This window comes from Pseudomonas sp. HMWF006, assembly GCF_003061205.1.
In the GTDB taxonomy this organism is placed as follows: Bacteria; Pseudomonadota; Gammaproteobacteria; order Pseudomonadales; family Pseudomonadaceae; genus Aquipseudomonas; species Aquipseudomonas monsensis.
The window spans coordinates 35,649-37,992 of record NZ_QAIU01000416.1; the positions used below are offsets into that span (position 1 = coordinate 35,649).

The window sequence follows — 2,344 nt, forward strand, 5'->3', positions numbered from 1 at the left end:
CGACATCGAGGCGCACTTTGCCGGGATGAACTCGGTGTGGGACCAGTGGCTGCCCAAAGGCGCCGCGCCGGCCCGCGCCACCGTCGAAGCGAAGATGGCCAAACCGAGCATCCTGGTGGAGATTTCCGTCGTCGCCGCGTTGCCTTAACCGTTTCAAAGATCCCTCTCCCGGCGCTGTTGGCGGTTCACGTCGTCAGTCGGCGCCGGTTTTTCTTCCCATGACCGCCTAGAAGTCTGCCGCCATGCGTCCTGCCCGTGCCCTGATCGACCTCCAAGCCCTGCGCCACAACTACCGAATTGCCCGCGAAATCACCGGCGCCAAGGCGCTGGCCGTGATCAAGGCCGATGCCTATGGCCATGGCGCGGTGCGTTGCGCCCAGGCGCTGGAAGCCGAGGCCGACGGGTTTGCCGTCGCCTGTATCGAGGAAGCGCTGGAGCTGCGCGCCGCTGGCATTCGTGCGCCAGTGTTGCTGTTGGAAGGGATTTTCGAAGCCGATGAATTGGCGCTGATCGTCGAGCATGACTTCTGGACCGTGGTGCATTCGCTGTGGCAGCTCGAAGCGATCGAGCAGGCGGCATTGGGCAAACCGATCACCGTGTGGCTGAAACTCGACTCGGGCATGCACCGCGTCGGTTTGCATCCCAAGGATTACGCGGCGGCCTATCAACGCCTGCTGGCCAGCGGCAAAGTGGCGAAGATCGTGCTGATGAGCCACTTCGCCCGCGCCGATGAGCTGCACGAGCAGAGCAGCGCCGATCAGGTCGCGGTGTTCGAAGCGGCGCGTCAGGGCCTGGCGGCCGAAGTCAGCCTGCGCAACTCGCCGGCCGTGCTCGGTTGGCCGCAGATTCACAGCGACTGGGTGCGTCCGGGCATCATGCTCTACGGCGCGACCCCGTTCGAAGAAGCCAACGCCGTGGCCGAGCGTCTGCAACCGGTAATGACCCTCGAATCGAAAGTCATCTGCGTGCGCGAACTGCCCGCCGGCGAGCCGATCGGCTATGGCGCCAAATTCATCACCGACAAGCCGATGCGCGTCGGCGTGGTCGCCATGGGGTATGCCGATGGCTACCCGCGTCAGGCACCGACCGGTACGCCGGTGTTGGTCGCCGGCCAACGCAGCCGCATTCTCGGTCGCGTGTCGATGGACATGCTGTGTATTGACCTCACCGATGTGCCGGAAGCCGGCCTCGGTTCGACCGTCGAGCTGTGGGGGAAAAACATCCTCGCCAGCGAAGTGGCGAAGTGGGCGGACACCATTCCGTACCAGATCTTCTGCAACCTGCGTCGCGTGCCAAGGCTCTATTCCGAGGGCTGACACCGCTGCGGGGGCCAAGTGTTGTAAATACTGAACGCTGTCGCCATGATAACGCTCAATATTCTTACAACATCAGGAGGCTCCCGCCTTGGACGTCGGTGAACGACTGCAATCGATCCGCAAGCTCAAAGGGCTTTCCCAGCGTGAACTCGCCAAGCGCGCGGGCGTTACCAACAGCACCATTTCGATGATCGAAAAGAACAGCGTCAGCCCTTCGATCAGTTCGCTGAGGAAAGTGCTGGGCGGGATTCCCATGTCGATGGTCGAGTTCTTTTCCGAAGAGATCCTGCAGGAAGTCCCGACCCAGATCGTCTACAAGGCCAACGAGCTGATCGACATCTCCGACGGCGCCGTGACCATGAAACTGGTCGGCCGCGCGCACCCTAGCCGCGCTATTGCCTTCCTCAACGAAATCTACCCGCCGGGCGCCGATACCGGCGAAGAAATGCTCACCCATGAAGGCGAAGAAACCGGGATTCTGGTGGAGGGTCGTCTGGAGTTGGTGGTGGGTCTGGAAACTTTTATTCTCGAAGCCGGCGACAGCTACTACTTTGAAAGTACCAAGCCGCATCGTTTCCGTAATCCGTTCGACACGCCGGCGCGACTAATCAGCGCAGCCACGCCGGCGAATTTTTAACGATAGAGGCGCCAGGCCATGACGGCGAAGGCATCCGAATAGTTTTTCCACTGCGCGGTATAACCCCTTCGACTATGGGGTTGTTTCAGTGTGGCGGGCTACCCGCTATACTTGCGCCCGCCTGCGAACCGTGGCCGCAGGCGTGAATAGCCACCATTGAGGGTGAACGCGTGAACCTAATTATGAAAATGCTGGCCGCACCAGCAACCGTACTGGCCCTCTGGGCTGTCAGCGCTCAAGCTGCGACGAATGACGACATTGCCAAGCGCCTCGAGCCGGTCGGCCAGGTGTGCGTTCAGGGGCAGGAATGCAAAGGAATGGAGGTCGCTGCCTCCGCTGGCGGCGGCGGTGGTGCGAAGACACCGGATGAAGTGATTGCAAAACATTGCAA

General features: G+C 61.4%; 3 protein-coding genes and 1 pseudogene. All 4 read left to right on the forward strand.

The window, feature by feature from the left end; genetic code table 11:
* A partial coding sequence (locus DBR24_RS32580; protein WP_256591590.1) for a Rid family hydrolase occupies positions 1 to 148 on the forward strand: 148 nt, incomplete at its 5' end.
* 94 nt (positions 149 to 242) lie between these two features.
* Positions 243 to 1,316 carry an alanine racemase gene (gene alr / locus DBR24_RS17295; protein ID WP_123469826.1) on the forward strand — a complete coding sequence of 358 codons (1,074 nt, stop codon included), beginning with the start codon at positions 243 to 245 and terminating at the stop codon, positions 1,314 to 1,316.
* A gap of 88 nt (positions 1,317 to 1,404) precedes the next feature.
* Positions 1,405 to 1,953, forward strand: a complete 549-nt coding sequence (locus DBR24_RS17300; protein ID WP_123469824.1) for a cupin domain-containing protein — start codon at positions 1,405 to 1,407, stop codon at positions 1,951 to 1,953.
* Between the two features lie 182 nt (positions 1,954 to 2,135).
* Positions 2,136 to 2,344, forward strand: a pseudogene (locus tag DBR24_RS17305) (cytochrome c5 family protein); the annotation flags it as partial.

Excerpts from the sequence above, each read along its gene's own strand:
- alr (WP_123469826.1), top strand. The coding sequence starts at position 243 with ATGCGTCCTGCCCGTGCCCTGATCGACCTCCAAGCCCTGCGCCACAAC.